The sequence below is a fragment of the Enterobacter sp. 940_PEND genome, assembly GCF_001059415.1.
In the GTDB taxonomy this organism is placed as follows: Bacteria; Pseudomonadota; Gammaproteobacteria; order Enterobacterales; family Enterobacteriaceae; genus Enterobacter; species Enterobacter cloacae_M.
The window spans coordinates 1-6259 of sequence record NZ_JUMS01000041.1 but is presented as its reverse complement, the minus strand read 5'-3'; the positions used below and the strand labels follow the sequence as shown (position 1 = coordinate 6259).

At 54.3% G+C, this 6259-nt stretch carries 5 protein-coding genes and 1 pseudogene; 3 read left to right on the top strand and 3 right to left on the bottom strand.

Annotated features, from left to right (window positions below):
- The first annotated feature begins 163 nt into the window (after nt 1-163).
- Genes murB through ADJ24_RS05600 form a run of 3 tightly spaced genes read left to right on the top strand, consistent with a single transcriptional unit; the run spans nt 164 to nt 3160 of the window.
- Entirely contained in the window at nt 164-1192 is a 1029-nt protein-coding gene (gene murB / locus ADJ24_RS05610) for a UDP-N-acetylmuramate dehydrogenase (RefSeq protein WP_023309598.1), read from the top strand.
- The gene (birA, locus tag ADJ24_RS05605) at nt 1189-2151 is read left to right on the top strand and encodes a bifunctional biotin--[acetyl-CoA-carboxylase] ligase/biotin operon repressor BirA (RefSeq protein WP_023309597.1); all 963 of its coding nucleotides are present in this window, start codon (nt 1189-1191) and stop codon (nt 2149-2151) included. Before murB ends, birA begins: the two co-directional genes overlap by 4 nt.
- Nucleotides 2152-2167: 16 nt before the next feature.
- Entirely contained in the window at nt 2168-3160 is a 993-nt protein-coding gene (locus tag ADJ24_RS05600) for a glycosyl hydrolase family 8 (RefSeq protein ID WP_023309596.1), read from the top strand.
- Nucleotides 3161-3208: 48 nt separating this feature from the next.
- Here the strand turns inward: ADJ24_RS05600 and bcsG are convergent, their stop codons facing one another.
- From bcsG to bcsE, 3 genes and pseudogenes are all read right to left on the bottom strand, one after another.
- The gene (gene bcsG / locus ADJ24_RS05595; protein ID WP_023309595.1) at nt 3209-4888 is read right to left on the bottom strand and encodes a cellulose biosynthesis protein BcsG; all 1680 of its coding nucleotides are present in this window, start codon (nt 4886-4888) and stop codon (nt 3209-3211) included.
- A complete protein-coding gene (gene bcsF / locus ADJ24_RS23410; RefSeq protein ID WP_024908822.1) occupies nt 4881-5078 on the bottom strand; it encodes a cellulose biosynthesis protein BcsF in 198 nt (65 codons plus the stop codon). The genes bcsG and bcsF overlap by 8 nt, the downstream gene beginning before the upstream one ends.
- Nucleotides 5072-6211: pseudogene (gene bcsE / locus ADJ24_RS05590) on the bottom strand (cellulose biosynthesis protein BcsE); the annotation flags it as partial. The pseudogene bcsE and the gene bcsF, both read right to left, overlap by 7 nt.
- Nucleotides 6212-6259: the final 48 nt, after the last annotated feature.

Here is a 6259-nt window from a genome sequence, read left to right as displayed (position 1 = left end):
TGTGGGGTCTCCCCATGCGAGAGTAGGGAACTGCCAGGCATCAAATAAGTGAAGAGGCCATCCGTAAGGATGGCCTTTTTGCGTTTATACGCTGCACAAACTAATCCCCCAACGCCCTGCTTATACGGTAAACTACCTGCGTTTTTGCATCAGGATAGCGTCTATGAACCACTCCCTTAAGCCCTGGAATACCTTTGGCATTCAACGCAATGCTAAACAAATTGTTCGTGCCGATAATGCACAGCAACTGCTGGATGCATGGCAAAGCGCAACAGAAAATAACGAACCCGTACTAATTCTGGGCGAAGGAAGTAATGTCCTGTTTCTCGATGATTTTTCGGGAACGGTAATCGTTAACCGCATCATGGGGATTGATGTTGAAGAGCGTGCCGATAGCTGGCACCTGCACGTGGGGGCCGGTGAAAACTGGCATCATCTGGTGCAATTCACCCTCGAAAAAGGGATGCCGGGCCTGGAAAACCTTGCGCTTATTCCAGGCTGCGCCGGATCGTCACCAATTCAAAACATCGGTGCCTACGGCATCGAACTGAAACATGTCTGCGAATATGTCGACTGCATCGAACTGGCGACCGGAACGGCTAAACGTTTAACGGCGGAACAGTGCCAGTTTGGCTATCGTGACAGTATCTTCAAACATGAATATCAGGATCGCTACGTGATTGTCGCCGTGGGTCTGTGCCTGTCGAAGAACTGGCAGCCCGTGTTGACCTACGGGGATTTAACGCGTCTCGATCCGGCTACCGTAACCGCCCGCGACGTTTTTGATTCCGTTTGCCATATGCGGATGACCAAACTTCCCGATCCAAAAGTAAACGGAAACGCTGGAAGCTTCTTCAAAAACCCGGTTATCAGCAGCGAAAATGCAAAAGTCTTTCTTGAAGGATGGCCAGCCGCGCCACATTACCCTCAGGCGGATGGCAGCGTGAAGCTTGCCGCGGGATGGCTTATCGATCAATGCCAGCTTAAAGGCACTTCAGTAGGCGGTGCTGCTGTTCACCAGCAGCAGGCTCTGGTGCTGATTAATCAACGCGATGCGACCAGCGATGATGTTGTACAGCTGGCTCATTATGTTCGTCAGCGTGTGGGCGAAAAATTTAACGTCTGGCTGGAGCCAGAAGTTCGCTTCATTGGCTGCACAGGTGAAGTTAATGCCGTGGAGACTATCGCGTGAAGGACAATACCATTCCCTTAACCCTGATTGGCATCCTTGCTGACGGTGAGTTTCATTCTGGCGAGCAGCTGGGTGAACAGCTTGGCATGAGCCGTGCTGCTATCAATAAACATATCCATACGCTTCGCGACTGGGGTGTTGATGTGTTCACGGTTCCCGGAAAAGGCTACAGCCTGCCGGAGCCGATTCAATTGCTGAATGAAGAAACGATCCGCAGCCAGATCGGACACGGCAATGTTGCGGTGCTGCCGGTGATTGATTCGACGAACCAGTATCTTCTGGATCGTTTGCCTGAGCTGACATCCGGCGATGCCTGCGTTGCTGAATATCAACAGGCCGGTCGCGGCCGTCGCGGTCGCAAATGGTTTTCGCCATTTGGCGCTAACCTCTATTTGTCTATGTACTGGCGACTCGATCAGGGCCCGGCCGCTGCTATTGGCCTGAGTCTGGTCATCGGCATCGTCATGGCGGAAGTGCTGCACGATTTGGGGGCGGATAAAGTACGTGTTAAGTGGCCTAATGACCTCTACCTCAACGATCGTAAACTTGCCGGCATTCTGGTCGAACTGACGGGAAAAACGGGCGATGCGGCGCAAATCGTCATTGGCGCAGGCCTCAACATGGTGATGCGCAATGTACAAAATGATGTGGTGAATCAGGCCTGGACTAACCTCCAGGAGGCGGGGATCGTCATCGATCGTAACACCCTTGCCGTGCGTATGATTAAAGAGTTGCGCAGTTCACTCACGCTTTTTGAGCAGGAAGGGCTGGCACCGTTCCTGTCTCGTTGGGAAAAGCTGGATAACTTCATTAACCGCCCAGTGAAACTGCTGATTGGTGATAAAGAGATCTACGGGACTTCACGCGGTATTGACGCACAGGGCGCGCTGCTCCTGGAGCAGGATGGCGTGACTAAACCCTGGATGGGCGGTGAGATTTCACTGCGAAGTGCCGAATAACCGGATCGAGTTAATTATGCGAAAACCCGTGTGCGCAACGCTGGCCGTCATGATGAGTCTGCTGTTCTCGCCTCTCTCTCATGCGGATCGGGCCTGGGAGAGTTACAAGGCCCGCTTTTTCAAACCGGAAGGCCGCATTGTTGATACCGGTAATGGCGGCGTGTCGCATACGGAAGGTCAGGGTTTTGCCATGCTGATGGCGGTGGCCAACGACGATAAAGCCACGTTCGATAAGCTCTGGCAATGGACAGACAGTCAGCTGAAGAACAAAGAAAATGGTCTGTTTTACTGGCGCTATAATCCCGAAGAGTCCAACCCGGTCGCCGACAAAAACAACGCTGCAGATGGCGACGTGCTGATTGCCTGGGCGTTGCTGAAAGCCGACGCCCGCTGGCATGACAAACGCTACAGCGCCGCATCGGATGCAATTACTAAAGCACTGATTGACCACAGCGTGATCCGCTATGCCGGTTACCGCGTGATGCTGCCCGGCGTCCAGGGGTTTAAGCTTGAAGGTGAAGTGGTCTTCAATCCTTCCTATTTCGTGTTTCCGGCCTGGCAGGCCTTCTCCAGACGCAGTCATTTGCCGGTCTGGCGCGATTTGATTAAGGACGGGAAACGCCTGCTGGGGAAAATGGGCTCGGGTAAAGCGAATCTGCCCACTGACTGGGTTTCACTGGCATCAGGTGGCAAGCTGGCTCCCGCAAAAGGCTGGCCACCGCGAATGAGCTATGACGCGATTCGTGTTCCGCTGTACGTTGCCTGGTCTGATAAGCAAAGCCCGCTGCTGACGCCGTGGAAGGCCTGGTTCGGACAGTTTCCCCGGGAACTAACGCCCGCCTGGGTTAACGTGACGACCAACGAATATGCGCCCTACATGATGGAAGGCGGCCTGCTGGCTGTACGTGATTTCACTATGGGGCAGTCTTCCGGTGAACCCGAAATCACCGCTAAAGACGACTACTATTCGGCAAGTCTGAAAATGCTGGTGTGGATCGCCCAGCAATAAAGTCGACATTGTCCCTCTCCCCGATGGGGAGAGGGACGTCATACCTTGTTACTGCGGATACGGTACCCAATCCCCGCCGTTCAGGCGAACGTAAGGTTTGTTTTGATACTGAATGACGACCGCGTTAGCGTTCTCTGAGACTTCTGCCGTTTGCGGCAGTTTGCTGGTGAGCTGATCCCAGTTCACGCTATCTTCCACAAACAGCTTCCCGTCAACGGCGCGGGCAACCAGTTCTGAGATCGCCAGATAGCTGGTTGGCTGTGTAATCTCAATCGGTGCGCCCTGATGCGGTGCCTTCATCCCAAAGAATTTAATGCCTGCAGGCACGTTAGTGATGGACGGGCTTGGGATATCACGCAGACCCGACACCTGCATTCTGTCGCCTTTCAGCGCACCACCGTGCTCAGGCACCACAACCACCATCACTTTACGGCCTGATTTTTCCAGCTCCGTGAAGAACGCGTCCAGCTCGTCAAAGAACTTCTGCGCACGCACTTTATAATCAGCCGTTTTGCTCACGCCCGGGAAATGGTTACCGTCGTGGAGCGGCAGGGTGTTAAAGAACGTCGCGCTGCGCGGATTACTGTCTTTTTCGATGGTCTGCAGCCAGCGCTGCAGGACGGCAGTATCGTCATAAACGGGCGAACCGTCGAAGCCCAGCAGAGAGACAGGAAGACCGGTTTGATCCATCAGCGGTGCCTGCATGCCGCCCTGTTCGCGCACCTCTTTCAGGAAGTTACCGAACTGGCCGTTATGCCCCAGCATCAGGTGCTGCGTAAAGCCCAGCTTTGCGAGGTTATCGAACAGATAACACTGGTTGCCGGCGGGTTGATACAGGTTTTTATGCGATGTCTGACCGCAGCTTGCACGCAGCAGGCGGATCGCCGCCGGGCCGCTGTACGAGGTGGCAGAGTTGAAATCTTTAAACTGAATATCGAAGTGTGACCACAGCGGATGAGACATCAAACCGGCGGCGTCCACGTCGGCCCAGGAGAGAGAGCAGATATTGATCACCAGCAGTTCAAACGGCTGAGCATCCGCCGGCAGCGCATCCGGGAATTTAGTCTGTCGCTTGTCTTCCGCGGTATAGAAACTGGAGAGCCAGGCGTTCAGGTTGGTTGAGGTCGGCGGTGCGGTCTGGGTTGGGATATCGCCCACCACAGGCGTATCGCCTGCCGTTGTGACGGTTGCCGCCGCGCTTCCCCCTGTGGTAGTCACCGTGGTGGTCGGTTGACCGGCAGGCCACAGCGAAAAGTTCGGCCCAGCCAGCGTCAGCACGTTAAGCCAGATCATAATCGCGACGACAAACACCGTGACGCGGATCCACTGTGACAGGAACAGCCAGGCAACCAGCAGCACAAACACCGCGCCAATCATCTGCCAGTTAATAAAGCGCTCGGTCAGATCGAGGACATAGCTGGCGCTAAAGCCCGCCACCTGCGACCCCTGGCTCATAATGCTGTCCGGCCCCGGTAGCCAGGTATCATGCCAGAACAGCGCAAAGCCGACAGGTATAGCGACCCAGTGGCGCAAGCGATGTAGCCTGATATTCGGTAGCGGCATCAGCAGGAAGGCCATAAACACCAGGTTGAGAAGGGGATGGAAATTCAGATAGCCTGCCCACAGCAGGCCAAACTTCACCAGAAAGTAGAAGTTCCAGCCGGAAAGGCCGCGCCAGTATTGCCAGAGCGGCGAGGGTGACGAAGCGGTATAGGTAGAATTAGTCATGTTTTCGGTCTGCCTTGACGTGTGATGCCCGTGTCAGTGTTCCGGCTGGTTTTACATAGCGAGGTTTAATAAACAGCACTCTGGCCGTATCACGGATACGGCGTATGGAATGGCGCGCATAGTAGCCAAGCGGGAAAAAGATCAGCGCACAGAATATAACTAGTTGAATGATATCGCTGATGTTCATGATGATGCGTTCTCCGCGTTGTCTGTTAATAAGCGAAGGGGTTCCGGAACCCGACGCCAGACGTGTCCATCATGTCTGGCATTGAGGATCGGTTTGGCATCGCTCTTGATTGCGAGCGGTTTGGCCCATTGTTCAGGCTGGAGCGCACGCATCTGCACCAGCTCCGCGCTAATCGTATTATCTTCGAACCAAATCATACGGTTCGAGAAAATATCCCCTGTAGGCAGGGGGAAGATGTGGTTAAGCGCCGTATCGAGATCGTTTACCCGGCAGAAGGACAAAAACAGCACCAGGCGATTGTCGCCAATGGTCATGATGTCCCCTGTACGGTTCGGGCGACATAGGGTGAGAGCCTGTTCAACGCGAATACCCGGTACAGGACGCAGGGCAACCATGACCCCTTTTCCGTCAGCAGGCAGAAGCGTGTTGTTCATCATGTTGCCCACGGCGTCGCAGAAGGTATCCCATTTTTGGTACCCACGCAGCTTCATCGGCTGCGTCATGGAGAGCAGCGTGGAAATATCTTCCGGTACGTGGCGGCTAAACTGCTGGCCCTGAACGCTTTCGATAAGCGTCAGGCAGCGTGACAACGGCGCATTCCATGGAATAACCATATTGGCGCCGCAGCCCAGAAGCAGGCGCTCATCGGTGGCGCGCAGGCTGGTATTATTTTCGCGCACGATGATTTTCAACGCACTTCCGCGCTGGCGGCGTAAGGTGTGGATTTGCCGTGCCAGCGTCTCAATCTGGTTATTCTGCATCAGCGAGAAAATAAGAGTTGCCGCCTGGGTTGTGCGGGCTTCATGGAAAAGGGCTTCGTTAGATTCAAACAGCGTCCAGTTTTCCGACAGGGCGGGTGCCCCCTCTAAAACCGCGATATGGCTCAGGATGCGTTTTTCATCACTGCGCGGCTGCACCACGGTTTCTTCCTGCTGCGCCAGGTGCCACTCGCCCTCGATATGTTTCAGCGTAAGCTGTTGCCTGGCACTCACGCCTTTTTCATTACACCAGAAGGCAATATCGTAGAGATAGCTGCCTGCCTGGTTACGAACGCTTGCCAGACCGAACAGGGAGCGATATTCGCCCATTAAAAGTGAAAACAGCTTGTCATTATTACTGCCGGGATTGACTATCAAGGTAATGACTCCAACTTATTGATAGTGTTTTATGTTCAGATAATGCCC